The sequence below is a fragment of the Klebsiella sp. BDA134-6 genome, assembly GCF_015601345.1.
Taxonomy (GTDB): Bacteria; Pseudomonadota; Gammaproteobacteria; order Enterobacterales; family Enterobacteriaceae; genus Klebsiella; species Klebsiella grimontii.
Map to the genome: position 1 here is coordinate 3,170,353 of NZ_CP064784.1, position 17,091 is coordinate 3,187,443.

16 protein-coding genes are annotated in these 17,091 nt (G+C 53.4%); 6 read left to right on the top strand and 10 right to left on the bottom strand.

Going from position 1 to position 17,091, the window contains the following annotated elements:
* Positions 1–14: 14 nt before the first annotated feature.
* Positions 15–1,691, bottom strand: coding sequence for a ShlB/FhaC/HecB family hemolysin secretion/activation protein (locus tag IYV58_RS14615; RefSeq protein WP_172880000.1), 1,677 nt, complete (start codon positions 1,689–1,691; stop codon positions 15–17).
* A 446-nt stretch (positions 1,692–2,137) separates the two neighbouring features.
* Here IYV58_RS14615 and IYV58_RS14620 point away from each other — a divergent pair, with 446 nt between their 5' ends.
* Entirely contained in the window at positions 2,138–2,416 is a 279-nt protein-coding gene (locus tag IYV58_RS14620; protein WP_004119801.1) for a hypothetical protein, read from the top strand.
* A 144-nt stretch (positions 2,417–2,560) separates the two neighbouring features.
* Here the strand turns inward: IYV58_RS14620 and IYV58_RS14625 are convergent, their stop codons facing one another.
* Positions 2,561–3,592, bottom strand: a complete 1,032-nt coding sequence (locus IYV58_RS14625) for a methionine synthase (RefSeq protein ID WP_004119800.1) — start codon at positions 3,590–3,592, stop codon at positions 2,561–2,563.
* A 27-nt stretch (positions 3,593–3,619) separates the two neighbouring features.
* Positions 3,620–4,597, bottom strand: a complete 978-nt coding sequence (locus tag IYV58_RS14630) for a DUF1852 domain-containing protein (RefSeq protein ID WP_004119798.1) — start codon at positions 4,595–4,597, stop codon at positions 3,620–3,622.
* Positions 4,598–5,190: 593 nt separating this feature from the next.
* On the opposite strand from IYV58_RS14630, the gene iraP reads away from it, so the two are divergent.
* Positions 5,191–5,502 (top strand): anti-adapter protein IraP, encoded by a 312-nt coding sequence (gene iraP, locus IYV58_RS14635; protein WP_004119795.1) that lies wholly within the window; start codon positions 5,191–5,193, stop codon positions 5,500–5,502.
* A 171-nt stretch (positions 5,503–5,673) separates the two neighbouring features.
* On the opposite strand, the gene IYV58_RS14640 is transcribed toward iraP, so the two are convergent.
* The 3 genes from IYV58_RS14640 to IYV58_RS14650 all read right to left on the bottom strand — a co-directional run bounded on the left by IYV58_RS14640 (position 5,674) and on the right by IYV58_RS14650 (position 8,930).
* Positions 5,674–6,900, bottom strand: a complete 1,227-nt coding sequence (locus IYV58_RS14640; protein WP_195321679.1) for a diguanylate phosphodiesterase — start codon at positions 6,898–6,900, stop codon at positions 5,674–5,676.
* Between the two features lie 139 nt (positions 6,901–7,039).
* Positions 7,040–7,474, bottom strand: coding sequence for a GNAT family N-acetyltransferase (locus IYV58_RS14645; protein WP_004119786.1), 435 nt, complete (start codon positions 7,472–7,474; stop codon positions 7,040–7,042).
* A gap of 385 nt (positions 7,475–7,859) precedes the next feature.
* Entirely contained in the window at positions 7,860–8,930 is a 1,071-nt protein-coding gene (locus tag IYV58_RS14650; protein ID WP_004119785.1) for a LacI family DNA-binding transcriptional regulator, read from the bottom strand.
* 209 nt (positions 8,931–9,139) lie between these two features.
* On the opposite strand from IYV58_RS14650, the gene IYV58_RS14655 reads away from it, so the two are divergent.
* Both IYV58_RS14655 and IYV58_RS14660 read left to right on the top strand, forming a co-directional pair.
* A complete protein-coding gene (locus tag IYV58_RS14655; RefSeq protein ID WP_049123358.1) occupies positions 9,140–12,247 on the top strand; it encodes a beta-galactosidase in 3,108 nt (1,035 codons plus the stop codon).
* A gap of 55 nt (positions 12,248–12,302) precedes the next feature.
* Entirely contained in the window at positions 12,303–13,553 is a 1,251-nt protein-coding gene (locus IYV58_RS14660; RefSeq protein WP_004119781.1) for an MFS transporter, read from the top strand.
* Between the two features lie 62 nt (positions 13,554–13,615).
* Here IYV58_RS14660 and IYV58_RS14665 read toward each other — a convergent pair whose 3' ends face one another.
* The 3 genes from IYV58_RS14665 to IYV58_RS14675 all read right to left on the bottom strand — a co-directional run bounded on the left by IYV58_RS14665 (position 13,616) and on the right by IYV58_RS14675 (position 15,350).
* Entirely contained in the window at positions 13,616–14,704 is a 1,089-nt protein-coding gene (locus IYV58_RS14665) for an AAA family ATPase (RefSeq protein ID WP_004119778.1), read from the bottom strand.
* 102 nt (positions 14,705–14,806) lie between these two features.
* The gene (locus tag IYV58_RS14670) at positions 14,807–15,067 is read right to left on the bottom strand and encodes a hypothetical protein (RefSeq protein ID WP_032742114.1); all 261 of its coding nucleotides are present in this window, start codon (positions 15,065–15,067) and stop codon (positions 14,807–14,809) included.
* Positions 15,068–15,095: 28 nt separating this feature from the next.
* Positions 15,096–15,350 carry a hypothetical protein gene (locus IYV58_RS14675; protein WP_004119770.1) on the bottom strand — a complete coding sequence of 85 codons (255 nt, stop codon included), beginning with the start codon at positions 15,348–15,350 and terminating at the stop codon, positions 15,096–15,098.
* A 381-nt stretch (positions 15,351–15,731) separates the two neighbouring features.
* Here IYV58_RS14675 and IYV58_RS14680 point away from each other — a divergent pair, with 381 nt between their 5' ends.
* Positions 15,732–16,004: an ElaB/YgaM/YqjD family protein gene (locus IYV58_RS14680; protein ID WP_004136268.1), complete on the top strand. Its 273-nt coding sequence runs from the start codon at positions 15,732–15,734 to the stop codon at positions 16,002–16,004.
* Between the two features lie 61 nt (positions 16,005–16,065).
* On the opposite strand, the gene IYV58_RS14685 is transcribed toward IYV58_RS14680, so the two are convergent.
* Positions 16,066–16,377, bottom strand: coding sequence for a hypothetical protein (locus IYV58_RS14685; protein WP_004119764.1), 312 nt, complete (start codon positions 16,375–16,377; stop codon positions 16,066–16,068).
* A 163-nt stretch (positions 16,378–16,540) separates the two neighbouring features.
* Here IYV58_RS14685 and IYV58_RS14690 point away from each other — a divergent pair, with 163 nt between their 5' ends.
* Positions 16,541–17,080 (top strand): DUF2058 domain-containing protein, encoded by a 540-nt coding sequence (locus tag IYV58_RS14690; protein ID WP_004119762.1) that lies wholly within the window; start codon positions 16,541–16,543, stop codon positions 17,078–17,080.
* The last annotated feature ends 11 nt before the right edge of the window (positions 17,081–17,091 follow it).

A 17,091-nucleotide genomic window follows, 5' to 3' on the forward strand; every position in this document is an offset into this window, starting at 1 on the left:
CTGTGTGCCGGCAGTTAAAGTGAAACGGTGGCCTGCCAGTAAACCACGTGTTTATCCGGAGTGAGTCTGTCGGGATACGACAACGGCAAACCCAAGGTCAGAGACTGGCTAAGCCTACGACCAGCCAGCTCCAGTCCGACGGAAGCCCCGGTCAGCGTACCGCCGTCGGTTATCCCTTCCTGGCGCATGACATGCCCGGTATCCAGTGCACCCGTTGCTGAGAATGCCCCCACGCCCGGCACCGTCATCCATTGCCATGTCAGTTCATTGCGCCAGTAGCCGCCGCGGTTGCCGCTGAGATACTGCTCTTTAAACCCCCTGACCGAATACTGTCCTCCGACAGACAGTTGTTCACTGGCGTAGAGTCTGTCAGGTGTGGTTTGCCCCCAGGCTGAGGTCAGCCAGTACACAGAGGATGTCATGGGGTAAAACCAGCTTGCGCTTGCACTGAAGCGCCGGAATTCGCTGCGGGGCAGGCCGGGATGCGCCGGGTCATCCCGTGTCGCGCCGGCGAACGGGACGCCGTGAGAAAGGGACGGGCCCAGCGTGAGGTAACCACCACCGATACTCCGGCTGTAGCTCAGTCCGGCAGTCACGCTGCTGAGCGTCGGGCTGCTGACGTCAAGACGTACGCCGCCCAGCCGGTTTTCGGTTACCCGGCGGGATAAGGCGACATCCAGCGCCAGACGTTGCTTACCGTCACGCAGTAGTGTCCGGCTGGCAGCCAGCCGCTGTGACTGCACGGTGCCTTCATAGCGCCAGCGCTGCGGGGCCTCACCAACAGCAAGTGTCTGATAAAAATCGGACCACGCATATTGCGCGCTGAACAGCCAGTACCCGTAAGGAACCGAAACGACGGCCTGAATATTACGGCTGCGTCTGTCATGGTGAAACTCACTGTCCCTGCCTGCGGCCAGCGTCCACTGGTCAGCCAGTCTCATCACATTGTCTGCCGTCAGGCGGGCATTCAGCTGTCCGCTGCCAGTACTTTTCTGCCCGCTGTTATCTGCGCCCACATCAAGACTGACGGGAAAACGCTGGCTGACCGGTACCAGCGTTACCCGGGAAAAACCTTCCCGGCTCCCGGGCAGAATATCCACGGTAATCGACCTGGAATTCAGACGGTTCATCTGCTCCAGACCCTGTTCAGTATCCCGGAGATTGAGTATCCGGCCCTCCGCCCGGGGAAAAGCCATACTGATGGCATTTTCCTTATGCCCCTCCAGCGTGACGGCTTCCACCTTCCCTTCTGTGACGGCAATGACCAGCGTTCCTCCGGAAATATCCTGTTCCGGTAGCCAGGCGCGTGAAGTGATGAATCCCCGGGAAAGATAGTCCTGGGTGACATCCCGCACCCGCTCCCGGATATCCGGGAGCGTCATACAACCCGGTGCCGGGACGGTCGTCAGTTTTCGTACGGCAGAGCGCGGAAGCACTGTGACGTTCTCCAGCCGGATATGCCGGAGCTGAAAACACTGACCGGTCGGCTCTGAAGGGGTTGCTTCCGGGAGAGAGGGCGCGGATGTGGAATGACGGAGCATGTCACGCTGCTGTTGCGTCTGTTCCAGCAATGCCTTTTGTTGTTGCTCAATGGCACTCTGGTCCGCAGGACTCAGGGGCGCTGCCGGGAGGGCTGTTGCAGTGAGGCTGGCCAGCAGAATCCCATACCTGGGAAATGACATACACAACATCAAAAACTCCGTTTTCTGAAATGTTATGAAATCAAATGTAATGATTTGTAATCTGATGTCCATTTGATTTTCACATTTATTCGATATTTGCGCCGAAAACTCAGCCTTCATGATGTGAAATTAATCTTCACCTTAAATACAAAGTATTGTTCGATAGATCTTATGCATGCGACAAGCAGCGGATTTTTCACGCTGCCAGGGCATATGGTTGGGTTATCTTTATTTGCTGATAGCGGGTTTGAATGAAAACACGAGGCGACAGGATGTATTAACCGTCTTTCTCAGAGCTCATAGTCACTAGCAGCAGGCAGTAAGGACCATCTGGATTTCATACCCAAATGGTCCTTTCGGAGCCAACGATCGTGTCCGCATCGGCTAATGCCGATCGCAGGCTGGTTCTTGATGAGCTATGTTATGCTTTAAAAAACACGGACAAGGAACGGCACATGCATATCAATACCAAAATGAGGATTGCGGCCCTTTTATACCTTATGGCCGCGTACGCCGTTGCCCTGCCGGCGATTGCGCTGTTTACAGATCTGGTGATAAACGGTGGCATTATTGATATGTGGAAAGGCGCGTATTCATTTGTCGACCTGCTTGTCCGGCGTAAAATGCTTTATCTGCAGTTTGCCGGGCTGGGCGCTATTCTGGGCTTTATCTACTGGCTGTTTTTCTTTAGAAAATACCGCCATTACGATCCACTGGATAAATATTTTAAGTAACTACCGACGCTGTGTATGGGTATTTCCCTGCAGAGAACTACTCCGTGAGACATTAAACCAGAGCCAGAAGCAGCGCCGCTGCCGCTGTAGCATTCGCTGGACATCTGCCAGCAACGGCGATGCTTTTCGGCCCTGTGCCAGAGGCTATTTTCCCTGGAGCTCCCTGCGGATAATCTCCGCCCCGGCGCTTAACGCCTGCAGCTTACCTGTCGCAACCCGACGCGATAATGGCGCCATGCCGCAGTTGGTTGAAGGATAGAGCTTGTCTGCATCCACAAACTGCAGCGCTTTACGCAAAGTCGCGGCGACCTCCTCCGGCGTTTCAATTGTATTGGTTGCCACATCTATGGCTCCAACCATGACTTTTTTACCGCGAATCAGCTCAAGCAGATCCATAGGCACCCGTGAGTTATGGCACTCCAGTGAGATAATATCGATGTTGGATGTTTGTAGCTTAGGGAACGCTTCTTCATATTGGCGCCACTCCGTTCCCAACGTCTTTTTCCAGTCGGTATTGGCCTTGATGCCGTATCCATAGCAGATATGGACCGCGGTTTCGCATTTAAGCCCTTCAATCGCCCTTTCTAGCGCCGCGATGCCCCAATCATTGACCTCATCAAAAAACACATTAAAGGCTGGCTCATCAAACTGAATAATGTCGACGCCGGCGGCCTCCAGCTCTTTGGCTTCCTGGTTAAGTATCTTCGCAAATTCCCAGGCCAGTTTTTCGCGGCTTTTGTAATGAGCGTCATAAAGCGTATCAATCATGGTCATGGGCCCAGGCAGCGCCCATTTAATCGGTTGTTTGGTCAACTGACGCAAAAAACGCGCATCTTCAACGAATACCGGTTTTTGTCGCTCAACGGCCCCTACCACGGTTGGTACGCTCGCGTCGTAGCGATTGCGGATTTTAACAACTTCGCGTTTTTCAAAATCAACGCCGCTGAGATGCTCAATAAACGTGGTGACAAAATGCTGACGCGTTTGCTCGCCATCGCTGACGATATCGATACCGGCGCGCAGTTGGTCGAATAAGGACAAACTCAGCGCATCTTTTTTGCCGTCGATTAATTCCTGATCGTGTAATTTCCAGGCAGACCACAGTTTCTCCGGCTCAGCAAGCCAGGAGGGTTTCGGTAAGCTGCCGGCTGTTGAAGTGGGTAATAATTTTGTCATTATCGATAGCCTTATATATGCGATGTCTTAAAGAGCGTAATGAGCAGACCATTGCTGCAGAATATTTTTGTTCGGTTTAATAAAGTGCTCTTCGGTAAACTTCCCCTGCTCTACAGCCAAGTGGCTGCGCTCTTCACGATCGTAAACAATTTTTGTGAGTGAATGGTCCTGATGATGCAGATCGGGCTGGTAGCAGAGCCCTGCGGCAGAGTTCGCATTGTAGATCTCAGGGCGGTATATTTTCTGGAACGTCTCCATCGTGCTAATGGTGCTAATCAGCTCAAGACTCGTATAATCGCTCAGCAAATCCCCCGAAAAATAAAATGCCAGAGGCGCGACGCTGTTTTTCGGCATAAAATAACGAACCTGTAGGCCCATTTTGCCAAAATATTGCTCAGTCAACGATGAGGCGGCAGGCCGGTATTCGAGGCCCAGCACCGGGTGTTGATTTCCGGTCTGGTGATAGATGTCTTTGCTGGAGACGCTAAGGCAGATGACCGGTGTTTTTTTGAAATTGGCCTTGTACTGCGCTGAATTGACGAAATGTTTAAATATATTGCCGTGTAAATCGCCAAACCCCTCGGGAATGCTAAAACCTGCGCGCCCTTTATTATGTTCCAACAGCACTACGCTAAAGTCGTAATCACGAACGTACGAGGAGAAATTGTTGCCGACAATACCGTCAATGCGTTTATCCGTTTTTTTGTCAATAATGCTGGTTTGCAATATTTCAATTACCGGAAAAGTATCGCCAGTGGCGTTGAACTTCATTTCGGCTGAAATAATTTCCAGCTCAACCGCGTAGCGATCGCCTTTGGGGTTATCCCAATGTGCCAGGTTGTTGAAACGGTTGTTTATCATGGCTAACGTATTGCGCAGATTCTCCCGGCGATTTTCCCCTCTGGCTAAATTAGCAAAGTTGGTTGTAATACGCGTATTTTCAGAGGGGTTATAGTTTTCATCAAAGAGAGTGCGTTTAATAGTATATGTAAATTGTTGATTCATCGCAGATGTGCATCCTAAGTCCTGAGATAAAAAACCGCTGTCCTTTCTGATGGTTGCAGGCTACCGCATGCTTCCATAAGCAGTCTTTATCTTCATATTATCTATATCGAATACAGCATGTTATGCCAGAGTCATTAGATGAGTAAAAGCGAGTTAATTTCATTACAACATGAGCCATATTCATGGTCGGGCGTCAGACCATGCTGTACCTCGATGCTAAGCGATAGCCGCTCTTGCAAACGCGTCTGTCCTCACGGCCAAACATCCTAAAATTTTCCGGTTCGTCCGGTATGAGTTGATGCTGAAGTAAGAAACATCAGAGGTCGGCCAGGCTTAACACGACGTCAAGTCTGCCGTCTTTCTTTTCAACACCGCTCTCTTCATGCTCCCTTACGCGCTGTCGGGCGCGACCGCTGGAGGAAAAATGGAAGAGGGACCGGCGCGTTTTCATGCTTAACTTTGCTGATGTCTAAAACCTGACTATCGCTACCGATATTTTTTCTGGCATATTGATGTCCTATGGTTATTTCGGACTATCGACATCGAAGATAGCCATCAACAACCCGCTCTAACTGATCGATTTGAGGGATACAATGAATAATGTCATTCTCAGCATAATTGCTAAAATTTCCGCCATGGATGCCGAAAGTAAGCAGCTTGCTGCCCAGGTCGAGGCGCAGTCTTTGCTCATTAGCGCTCTGATGCTTGCTATCGGCAAGGAAGGCGGCGTCGCGGAATTAGTTAGCAACGTAACGAAAGCGATAAATTCGGTACTGGAATCATCTGAAGACGTTCTGAAGACGGACGCAGAACTGCTTCTGACCAAGTTTCAGGAACAAATAGCGCTTACGCAGTTGATAAACACCCACGAAGATGAAATCAGTCATGACAGGATCGATGATTAACAAAGGTCAGTTTGTTTTAGATTGGGAATAGGCAGAGCTTGCAGTTATTCATGAGCTTACCGGCCATCATCAACTCTTGGCCGGTTCAGCTGCAGAAAATAGGGACGATCCAGGCTGAATACTCAATTTCTACTCGCCTGCGCTGCTGCTGGAAGCAAACCGCTCAGTATATTAAGGCATATCAGGCTTCACTTTTTCCTTAGGCCAGCGTATATCACCGACGCCGTTGACTTTCGGCATGGCAAATAAAAAGCCCTGGAAACGTTTGATACCCGCAGATTCGAGCCAGCACCACTCCTCTATCCGCTCTATGCCTTCAGCAACCACGGCAATCTCAAGTTCACGGCAGCAGTTGATGATCGACCTGACCACCGCCTGTTTAGGGCCGCTCTGATGGATGTCGGAAATAATCTCGCGGTCGATTTTAACTTTATCAGGCTGAATTTTTGTCAACAACGAGAGCCCAGCATAACCGGCGCCAAAGTCATCAATTGCCAGCCCCATACCAGAGACGCGCAGTTTTTTTATCGCGCTGCTGAACTGGCTAAAACCGGAGATCATTTCATCTTCCGTCACCTCAACGATCACCTGTTCGGGTACCAGTCCCTGTTTTTTTATTTCCTGCAACAGGTATTCAATGGCATCAGGAATAACAACCAGCGACATCGGAAGGATATTAATGGATATTTTATGGTCGCCAATATTGATTTCTTTCGCCAGGGCAAAGGCAACTGATTTCGCTTTGAGATCAACTTCATAACGTTTCTCTGGCGGAATCGAGGCAAAGAAATTGGCGGGACTACCGCCCTCTTTATCACGAATAAGCGCTTCAAGCGAAGTGATATTCCCTGCCAACGGTTCGATAATGGGCTGGAAAGCAAACTGACAGCATTGACCAGCAAAAAACGATTCTTGCGGCGCATGAAATGCATGTTTACGCGAATGAAGCGACCATTTGTCAGGCCGTAAAAAGGGTGACGGCGCGGTAGTCCTTCTTTGGCTGATAAAAGTATGGATAAATTTATAAACGCGCTCTTCGGTGGAAAGATAACCTTTCAGTTGGCTAAGCTGGCGCACCTTTGTCAGGACGTCAGCGGTTTGCCGTTTATTCAGGTCAAAAAACATCATCCCTACGTTTTCAAAGCGCCGGCGCGGCGCGTAATCACGCATCAGCTCGACAACCTGATAGTGGCGATCGTCTTGCTTGATCTTGCTGAATAGCTGCTCAAGCACGCACTCATCCCCCTCAAGTATCTGAAGGTAAACATTATCTTTTAAAAGAAGTATGCCCGTAATCCCGCGAGCTGCATTCTCAGCATTCGCTTTTTCAACCAGCAGTGTGAGATCGGTTTCTTGTGTTAAATGCATCTGACTTCTGTAAATCAGAGTTGTCAGCATAATCCCATCCAGATTTTTGCCAGGAGAATGAGACTGTGTAACACAGTTTACCCTTTTAACCCAGGCTATCTGTCATAATTTACTGGACCCGCTATAGCCGACTAAGGTTTGGTAAATGCATTTTTTTAGGTGGTGTTTGCTAGCCAACAAATCCCTGCTCGCGCATACGCGCTATCGTCTCTTCGCTGGCGCATACCATGCCCGTCGCCAGCAATTCAAAACCGAAGCGGCGATAGAAATCTATTTTATCCACTACCGAGTAGATAAAGGTTTTGCCATACGGCCGCAGCTCATCGCTGACCGCCCGCATCAGCTGCTGGCCGTATCCTTTACCCTGGCAGCGCGGGTGCACCGCGACATCCGCCAGATAGCTACACCAGGTCAGGTCGCTAATGGCCCGGGCAACGGCAATGAGCTGACCGTTTTCATAGCCGAACCAGCAAAAGGTACTATGACGAAACGCGCGTTCAACCAGCGCAACGTCCCGCTGATTAAGCCCTGCGGCGGCGATGGTCTCCGCCACCGTCTGCCAGTCAACCGAGTCAACGTGCTCTTTTCCTTTTAATATCATCATGACCTTGCCTTTACTCGCTGCTATTGGCTTTCAGCATAGCCGAATGGCGCTAAAAGAAGAGCGTCCTGTCGCCTCATGCTCTACAGTATTTTGTGCTGGTTCAGAAACTATAGCCCCGGAAAACCTTTTAACACACGGCCGCAAAAACAATGCGTTTATGCTTTATTCAGCCGATTGAACGCGCAATAAGCAGAATAAAATAAAATAATGTCATTTCCCATTGGCAAAAAAAGGCCAAAAAAAACCGCCATGTGACTGGCGGTGAATAAATGCTTGCATGGATAGATTGTGTTTTGCATTTTTACGTTCAGTGGATAAATCCCCTGAGTACGTTTGTTCCATAAACTATCACACGCAACATCAATGAAAGCTAAACGGCCGTTGCTTAGAGCTTTTCCACCAGCGCTTTAAGCTGCGCAATGAGCTCGCCTTTCTCCCTCTCCTCATCTCCCGCATAGGGCCAGGTGGAATGGCGGATAATCAGACGCGTCGGCAGCAGCTCGCGAATTTTTATCTGCGGAGCGGCCATGAGCTTGATAAGCAGCTCGACCGCCCGTTTCCCGAGAACATTAAAATCCTGAGCGACGGTGGTCAGCGGCGGCTGGAAATAGAGACTGTCCGCCGTATCGTCATAGCCGGTGACCGAGATAGCCTGGCTGCCGGTGCGGTTAAGCTGCGCCAGCGCGCTCAGCACCCCAAGCGCCATCTGATCGTTAGCCACCACGATGGCGCTGAGGCGCGGATGGTGATGCAGCAGCTCAAAAGTTTTGTGCCAGCCGCTGGCGGCGCTCCAGTCGCCAAACACCGTCACCGCATTACTGACCCCCAGCCGGTGCAGCGCCTCGCGCCAACTGCTCAGGCGCATACGCGCGGAAATCGAACTTTCCGGCCCGGCAAGCAGGCCGAACTCGCGGTGCCCGGCGTCCCAGAGATGACGCACGCAGGCGCCGCAGCCGTCGCGGTGATCGAAACGCACGCTGCAAACGTCGGCCTCCGGCGAGACGTCAAGAAACAGGCAGGCAATGTCGGGATTCTCCGCCACCAGCCGCTCCGCGAGACTGCTTTCCAGCGGCAGGCTGATAATCGCGCCGCGGATATGCTGGGCGCGAAACTCATTGAGCCTGGCCTGAAGCGACGGATAATCGATCTGCACCGGCATCGCAATTGAAACTTCAAGCTGATGCAAACCCGCATAGCTTTTCACCGCCGCGGCGATTTGCGAAGGCGCGTGCAGCGTTAGCGAGGCGGTAATCAGGCCAATTGACGGCGCGGATTTCCCCGCCAGCAGCTGCGCAGAACGGTTCGGTACATAGCGCAGCGCCTGCATTGCGCGGATCACTTTATCGCGGGTTCTTTCAGACACCACGTCCGGATTATTCAGCACTCGGGAGACCGTCTGCTGGGATACCCCGGCCTCGCGGGCCACATCTTCTAGCGTTGCCGATCGACGCTGCATAGCGCGCTCCTTCCCTATTTTGAACCCTCAATGTCGTCCGCTAACATTTTATGTTTAAAGGACGACAAAAATCAGCCCTTTTTCCAGCTTTTCGTGATCGCCAGTAGGTTTCATTTTCGCCAATATTGCGGCCTTGACGAAAATAACTGATAACAAATTTATATTGTCTAGCGAATGACATTTTTCTCACTTATCCGTCAGGTATGCGTATGCAACAACACGACTCAATCTCCGCCGCAGGAGCGACGTTTCATCAGGTTCTCGCCCGCGAAGACTGGCAAAACCAGACCATTACCCATCTCAACCGTTTACCGGCCCACCCGACGTTCGCCAGCTGGCGCGATACCGACGCGGCGCGGGACAACCGGCCTTCGGCGTCTCGTCGCCGGCTTGACGGCCAGTGGCAGTTTTCCCTTGCCCGCAGCCCGTTTGCGGTGGATGCCCGCTGGCTGGAAGACGAGCTGCCGGACAGCCGCAGTACGCCAGTGCCATCAAACTGGCAGATGGAAGGCTACGACGCCCCGATCTACACCAACGTTCGCTACCCTATCGATACTACGCCGCCGCGCGTGCCTGAGGAGAACCCGACCGGCTGCTACTCGCTGACGTTCAGCGTTGATGAGGGCTGGCAGGCCAACGGCCAGACGCAGATTATCTTCGACGGCGTTAATTCAGCTTTTCATCTGTGGTGCAACGGCGAATGGGTCGGCTACTCGCAGGACAGCCGCCTGCCCGCTGCCTTCGATCTCTCGCCATTCCTTCAGCCCGGCGATAACCGCATCTGCGTGATGGTAATGCGCTGGAGCGCGGGAACCTGGCTTGAAGATCAGGATATGTGGCGCATGAGCGGGATCTTTCGCTCGGTCTGGCTGCTGAACAAACCGACCCTGCACCTCAGCGACGTTCAGCTCACGCCGCAGCTCGATGCGCTTTACCGCGACGCCGAGCTGCTGGTGAACTTAAGCGTTGCCGCGCCGGTCACGCAGCTGGAAGAGCTGACGGTGAAGGTTGAGCTGTGGGATGAGGATCGTCTGGTCGCCAGCCACCGCCAGTCGCCGGGTTCGCCGATTATCGATGAGCGCGGAAACTATGCCGAACGCGCGGCGATTCGTCTGCCGGTAGAAAAACCGGCGCTGTGGAGCGCGGAAACGCCAAACTGCTATCGGGCGGTCGTCTCCCTGTGGCGCGGCGATGAAACGATCGAGGCGGAAGCCTGGGATATCGGCTTTCGCCGCGTTGAAATCAAAAACGGCCTGCTGCTGTTGAACGGCAAACCGCTGCTGATCCGCGGCGTCAACCGCCACGAGCATCACCACCAGCGCGGCCAGGTGGTGACCGAAGAGGACATGGTGCAGGACATTCTGCTGATGAAGCAGAACAACTTCAACGCCGTGCGCTGCTCGCACTATCCAAACGCTTCGCGCTGGTATGAGCTGTGCAACCGCTATGGCCTGTACGTCGTTGACGAAGCTAATATTGAAACCCACGGCATGGTGCCGATGAATCGTCTTTCCGACGATCCGGCCTGGCTCCCGGCCTTCAGCGCCCGCGTCAGCCGAATGCTGCAAAGCAACCGCAACCACCCGTCGATTATTATCTGGTCGCTGGGAAATGAATCCGGCGGCGGCGGCAACCATGAAGCGATGTATCACTGGCTGAAGCGCAACGACCCTTCCCGCCCGGTGCAGTATGAAGGCGGCGGCGCCGACAGCACCACCACCGATATTATCTGCCCGATGTACGCTCGCGTTGAGCGCGACCAGCTGATTCCAACGGTGCCAAAATGGGGGATCAAAAAGTGGATCAGTATGCCGGGCGAGCAGCGACCGCTGATCCTCTGCGAATACGCCCACGCGATGGGCAACAGCCTCGGCAATTTTGCCGATTACTGGCAGGCCTTTCGCGACTATCCGCGCCTGCAGGGCGGTTTTATCTGGGACTGGGCGGATCAGGCCATCAGCAAAACCTTCGACGACGGAAGCGTTGGCTATGCCTACGGCGGTGATTTTGGCGATAAACCGAACGATCGTCAGTTCTGTATGAACGGCCTGGTCTTCCCTGACCGCCGCCCGCATCCTTCATTAATTGAGGCCAAACACGCGCAGCAGTATTTCCAGTTTACCCTGCTCGCGCAATCCCCGCTGCGGATCGGCGTCAGCAGCGAATATCTGTTCCGCGCCACCGATAACGAAGAACTGCGCTGGCAGGTTCAGGCCGCCGGAGAAACCTTTGCCGAGGGTCAAGTGAAGCTTGAGCTTAGCCCTGAAGGCCAGTGCGAACTGACCCTGTGCGATACGCTGGCGCTGCCCGCCGGCGCCGAAGAAGTGTGGCTAACCCTGGAGGTCGTCCAGCCGCAGGCCACCGCCTGGTCCGACGCCGGGCATCGCGTCGCCTGGCAGCAGTTCCCGCTCGCCGCCCCGCTGGCGCTGCGTAGCCCTGCCCCTACCGGCACGGCGCCAGCGCTGGAGGGCAGCGACGCCGCCTGGACGGTGCGCAGCGGTTCGCAGCAGTGGACGGTCGACCGGGAAAGCGGTCTGTTAACCCGCTGGCAGGTGGACGGCGTGGAACAGCTGCTAACACCGCTGCGCGATCAGTTTGTGCGCGCGCCGCTGGATAACGATATTGGCGTCAGCGAAGTGGAGCGCATCGACCCCAACGCCTGGGTCGAACGCTGGAAAAGCGCCGGGCTGTACGGCCTCAGCGCTCGCTGTGTGGCGTGCGACGCGCAGCGTCTGGCCCATGAAGTGGTTATCGATTGCCGCTGGCACTATCTGCGCGGCGATGAAGTGGTGATTGTCAGCCACTGGCGGATGACATTTGATAGCGAAGGCAAGCTGCACCTGGCGGTCGATGGCGAACGCGCGGGCACCCTGCCGCCGCTACCGCGCATCGGGCTGACGTTCCAGGTTCCCGACCAGCAGCAGCCGGTCTGCTGGCTGGGCTACGGCCCGCACGAGAACTACCCGGATCGCCGCACCAGCGCCTGTTTCTCCCGCTGGCAGCTGCCGCTGGAAGAGATGACTACTCCTTACATTTTCCCGACGGAAAACGGCCTGCGCTGCGATAACAAAGCGCTGGACTGGGGGCGCTGGCACGTCGCGGGCGATTTCCACTTCTCCGTACAGCCCTATAGCACCGCGCAGTTAATGGAGACCGATCATTGGCACAGGATGAAGCCGGAAAACGGCGTCTGGATTGCGCTCGATGCTCAACACATGGGCATCGGCGGCGACGACTCCTGGACACCCAGCGTGCTGCAACAGTGGCTGCTGCTTGAAAGACAATGGCACTATCAGCTAACGATTCACTTCCAATAATAATCGGGGGCGAAAGCCCCCAACCTTACAGGCATAATAATATGGAATATTTACAATGAAACTCTCTGAACTCGCGCCACGAGAACGGCATAACTTTATTTATTTCATGCTGTTCTTTTTCTTCTACTATTTCATTATGTCAGCCTACTTTCCCTTTTTCCCGGTGTGGCTGGCGGAAGTTAACCATTTAACCAAAACCGAGACGGGGATTGTCTTCTCCTCCATTTCGCTATTCGCCATAATTTTTCAGCCGGTATTTGGCCTGATTTCCGATAAGCTCGGTCTGCGCAAGCATCTGCTGTGGACGATTACGATTTTATTAATCCTGTTTGCCCCCTTCTTTATTTTTGTTTTCTCGCCGTTGCTGCAAATGAATATCATCGCGGGCGCGCTGGTGGGCGGTGTATATCTGGGGATCGTTTTCTCCAGCGGCTCCGGGGCGGTAGAAGCCTATATAGAACGCGTCAGCCGCGCCAACCGTTTTGAATATGGTAAAGTGCGCGTCTCCGGCTGCGTCGGCTGGGCGCTGTGCGCCTCCATCACCGGTATTTTGTTTAGTATCGACCCCAATATTACCTTCTGGATCGCCTCAGGTTTCGCGCTGATCCTCGGCGTGCTGCTGTGGGTTTCAAAACCGGAGAGCAGCAATAGCGCTGAGGTTATTGACGCCCTGGGCGCCAACCGTCAGGCCTTCTCAATGCGTACCGCCGCAGAGCTTTTGCGGATGCCGCGCTTCTGGGGCTTTATTATTTATGTGGTTGGCGTCGCCAGCGTCTATGACGTTTTCGACCAGCAGTTCGCCAACTTTTTTAAAGGTTTCTTCTCCAGCCCGCAGCGCGGAACCGAAGTCTTTGGCTTCGTGACCACCGGTGGGGAATTACTCAATGCGCTGATCATGTTCTGCGCGCCGGCGATTATTAACCGAATTGGCGCCAAGAATGCCCTGTTAATTGCCGGGTTGATTATGTCAGTCCGCATTTTAGGCTCGTCTTTCGCTACCTCAGCAGTGGAAGTGATTATATTGAAAATGCTGCATATGTTTGAGATCCCGTTCCTGCTGGTCGGCACCTTTAAATATATCTCCTCGGCATTTAACCCCAAACTCTCGGCGACGCTGTTCCTGATCGGCTTTAATTTATCGAAACAGCTTTCAGGCGTGGTGCTCTCAGCGTGGGTGGGACGGATGTATGATACCGTCGGCTTCCATCAGGCTTATCTGATCCTGGGCTGTATTACCCTGAGCTTTACCGTTATTTCGCTGTTTACCCTGAAAGGCAGCAAAACGCTGCTGCCGGCCACGGCATAAAACCAGGCCGCCGGAGAGCCTCCGGCGGCGATTCGTTTCCGGGCCGGATTAGGCCCGTGCCGCTAGTCGGCGATCCGCGTTTCCCCGTCGCGATTTTCCAGGCCGTAAAGTCGTGCTTGCGCCATGGACGAAATTAGCTCCGCCAGCTCGGCGGAGTGGCTGGTTAACCAGATTTGGCTATAGCGCGAAGCTTCAACAATGAGCCGGGCCAGCGCGGGAAACATCTGGCGATGTAGGCTGTTTTCCGGCTCGTTAATGGCCAGAAACGCCGGAGGACGCGGGCTCAACAACGCCACCGCCAGGCACAGGAAGCGCAGGGTGCCGTCGGACATCTCCGCCGCCAGTAAAGGCCGCCAGACGCCGTTGCGGCGCATCTTTACCGAGAAACGCGAGTTTTCGTTTTCACAGTAGAAGGTACACTCCGGAAAGGCTTCGCCGAGGATTTCGTGCAGCAGCTCTTCCGCGCCGATTTCCACGATGGTTTGAAAGGCGGCGGCGAGGTTGTGTCCATCGCTGTCGAGCACCGGCGAGCGATAGCCGACCGTCGGATGGCGTAGCGGCGAGAGCCTGCCAATATTGAATTCGTGATAAAAGCGCCAACGGCGCATGGTTTCCCTGACCCGCGAGACTTCCGGAAAGCGATGCGGCTCGCCCAACTGGCCAAAAATCGATTCGTTCTCGTAAATTGCGTCGGTGAAGGTGCTGCGCTCTCCGTTGACGTCGACCAGGAACGCAGCCTGATTTTTACGCTCCAGCACACGCGATGACGGGCGTCGGGAAAATCCCGCCAGCCAGATAGACTCCTCTTTAACGATCGGATCCAGCTGAAACTGGGTGGGATAAGGCAGTTTTTCCGGAAAACCCACCTGCAGCTGGTAGTCAAACTCATCGGTCAGACAGCCAATCTGCAACCGTCGCGGAAAGCGGTCGGTCGGCGCGCTCGGCCCGGACCACATGATATTTTCCAGACCGCCTTCATCGCTGATATAGCCGGAAAACTTCCCGTCGGCGCAGGCGGTTAACAGGTGGATGGCTTTATAGATATTGGACTTACCGCAGCCGTTGGGGCCAAAGACGATATTCAGCGCCCCGAGTTCCAGCTCAATATCCCTGACCGATCTGAAATTTTTTATCCGGATATGGTTAATCATAGGTTCCCGAAACTGAGAAAAGCGTTTTGCGCTAGGGTATCGGAGGCACAAGAAAAACGAAATATGACCCGACCGGACGACGAATCGCCGCCCGGCACTGGATCAACTGAAGAATTTTTTCATACCGCGGGTTAGCGCCACTCGTTTAAGTTTGTCCGTATCCTCATGGCTCTCGTTGAAAACGCCGAAAAAATAGCGTTCATCATCAATGGTTTGCGACACGATCCTGTAGCTCAGCGGCTGGCCGGATTTCGCACCGTACTGCGCAGGCGTCACGGAAATCTCCGTCGCGTTATCGGCAACGCTAACCATCAGGCCGTCGCCCTTCCCTCCAACCAGCATCACCTTAATTAACGGGTGCACCATGTCCCTCCCGGGTTGAGGTCAATGATTAATTGTCGATGGCCTTGGGCTGGCAGTTGGCCGTTGAGCCGCCGTGGCCGGACTTGTCTTTAGCAGAGACCGGCTGAGCGCCCTCTTTGCCCACAACGGGTGGTAACGGCACACCGTCTTTGTCCACCGCAGGCGGCGCCGTCCGGCAGGTCGCCGTTTTGCTGACATCTGCAGCCCACGCAGGGGTTTGCAGACTCAGGATCGCCAGGGGGGCAAGCCATAACGCGTTCTTCAGTACATTCTTATAGTTCATACTGGCCTTGAGTTAAAAAATTTCTTTCTTATGCTGCGCTAAGCGCTGATTATTAGTAGCAAAAGCTGACAAATGATGAAGGAAAAAAGAGGAATTGTGAATATCAATAGTTCTTATTTATGAATCGCTACCTTTCCCACAACGGCGCCTGGCGGATCTTATATCCAGGAATTAACTTAATCAATTGAAATAATGGGGCTCCTCCTCATTCTGGCCAGGCTTTTTCGCCATTTGCTTAGCGCTTTTGAGGTCGAAACAGCAGCCTGATTTATATCCCGGACGTTGTAGAAAATTCCTGGAGTGGGCTTCACCGCAGGCTGAGCATTGGTACTTCGCCGGTCAGCCACTAGACTTTAATAAGTCAAACGAAAGGAGACTCCCATGTCATCACAAGATTATGAAAACGACGCGCAGAATCTGGCCGACAAAGTCGGTAATAAAGTGAATGAATTTGCCGGTGAAGCCCAGCAGCAATTTGGTGATGCGGTTGATTCGCCTAAGCATCAGCTGAAAGGCGCGGCCCGGAAATATGCCGCTCAGGCTTCGGATGCCGTTTCAGAAGTCTCGGAACGCGTCAGGGAAAATCCCCTAACCGGGCTACTGGCGGCCGGCGCCATCGGGCTGGTGATTGGTTTACTGGCGGGAAGGAAATAACCCTATAAGGCCCTTTGGGCCTTAATTTTTGTCTCTCAAGCACGCCAATGCGTAAGCCAACTCAAATCGCCACAACGTCAGCAACCTCAAACTGAAAAACGTACGGGTCGGAAAGCAGCTGAAACCGCTCATCATCCGCGTAGGTCACCGCCACATGATAGTCTTCACCGGCAAAGGCGATGACGGCATCCAGATTGTTCCAGTACGTGGCCAGAAAAAAGTGTTCCCACTCCCCCTGCGTTTCCCGCCTGACAAACGCCCCCGCATTGCCAGGAACGCCACGGGAATGCTGCACGCCTGTCGCCTGCAGATGAAGCGCAAACGCATCGCCAAATGCCACGGGAACACAGCCATGCCAGGTTCTGACAATCATCACCAATCTCCATAATCAATTAAACAAAGTGCATTTATAGCAAATAAACACCAATAGAAGTGAATTTTTATGCACCTCATAACAAGCAAATCATACCGCATGGTGCATACCCGACATTTGCAGGTATAATCTCACTCATTATTCAGCTGATTCAGACACCAAGATGACAAAACTCACCTTACAAGAGCAGATGCTAAAAGCCGGACTCGTGACCAGCAAAAAAATGGCCAAAGTCCAGAGAACGGCGAAAAAATCCCGCGTTCAGGCCCGTGAAGCCAGAGAGGCGGTGGAAGAGAATAAAAAAGCGCAGCTTGAGCGTGATAAGCAGCTAAGCGAGCAGCAAAAGCAGGCGGCGCTATCGAGAGAATATAAAGCGCAGGTTAAGCAGCTTATTGAAATGAATAAAATCGATATATCCAAAGGCAATATCGATTTTAACTTCACGGATAACAATTTTATAAAAAAAATTGCCGTGGATAAACTGACTCAGGCGCAGCTGATTAGCGGCCGTCTCGCCATTGCCCGTCTGGCTGGTGATAATGGCGGTGAGAGCCAATACGCGATTATTCCGGCGAGCGTAGCGGATAAAATCGCTCAGCGCGACGCCAGCAGCATTGTTTTAAACAGCGCGCTGAGTGCGGAAGAGCAGGACGAAGACGATCCGTATGCTGATTTTAAAGTTCCCGATGATTTAATGTGGTAAGCAACCCGGGC